Source organism: Sedimentibacter sp. B4 (assembly GCF_000309315.1).
In the GTDB taxonomy this organism is placed as follows: domain Bacteria; phylum Bacillota; class Clostridia; order Tissierellales; family Sedimentibacteraceae; genus Sedimentibacter; species Sedimentibacter saalensis.
Genome location: NZ_CANG01000108.1, coordinates 1 through 230, shown reverse-complemented (window position 1 = coordinate 230; position 230 = coordinate 1). Strand labels below are relative to the sequence as shown.

1 protein-coding gene is annotated in these 230 nt (G+C 66.5%); it reads right to left on the bottom strand.

What is annotated here, in order from left to right:
- Positions 1-230 (bottom strand): hypothetical protein (locus BN358_RS26105; RefSeq protein ID WP_198018370.1); only part of this gene is annotated, 230 nt, incomplete at both ends.

Genomic DNA, 230 nt, shown 5'->3' with positions numbered 1-230 from the left:
GACCCTCCCAGCGCCTGCGGAACGGTCACCTTGACCGCCTTGGAGGCGCCGGTGACGTCGATCACCTGGTAGCTGGTGCGGGACACCTTCTTCAGTGCCAGCGACCCGAAGATCGACTGGACGTAGCCCTTCAGCACGCGGGTGCCGTCGATCCTGCGCACCTCGTTCGATCGGCCGGTGTCGGCAAGGTAGTAGGCGCCGCTCAACTGCTCGACGTACGGCGTGGTCGG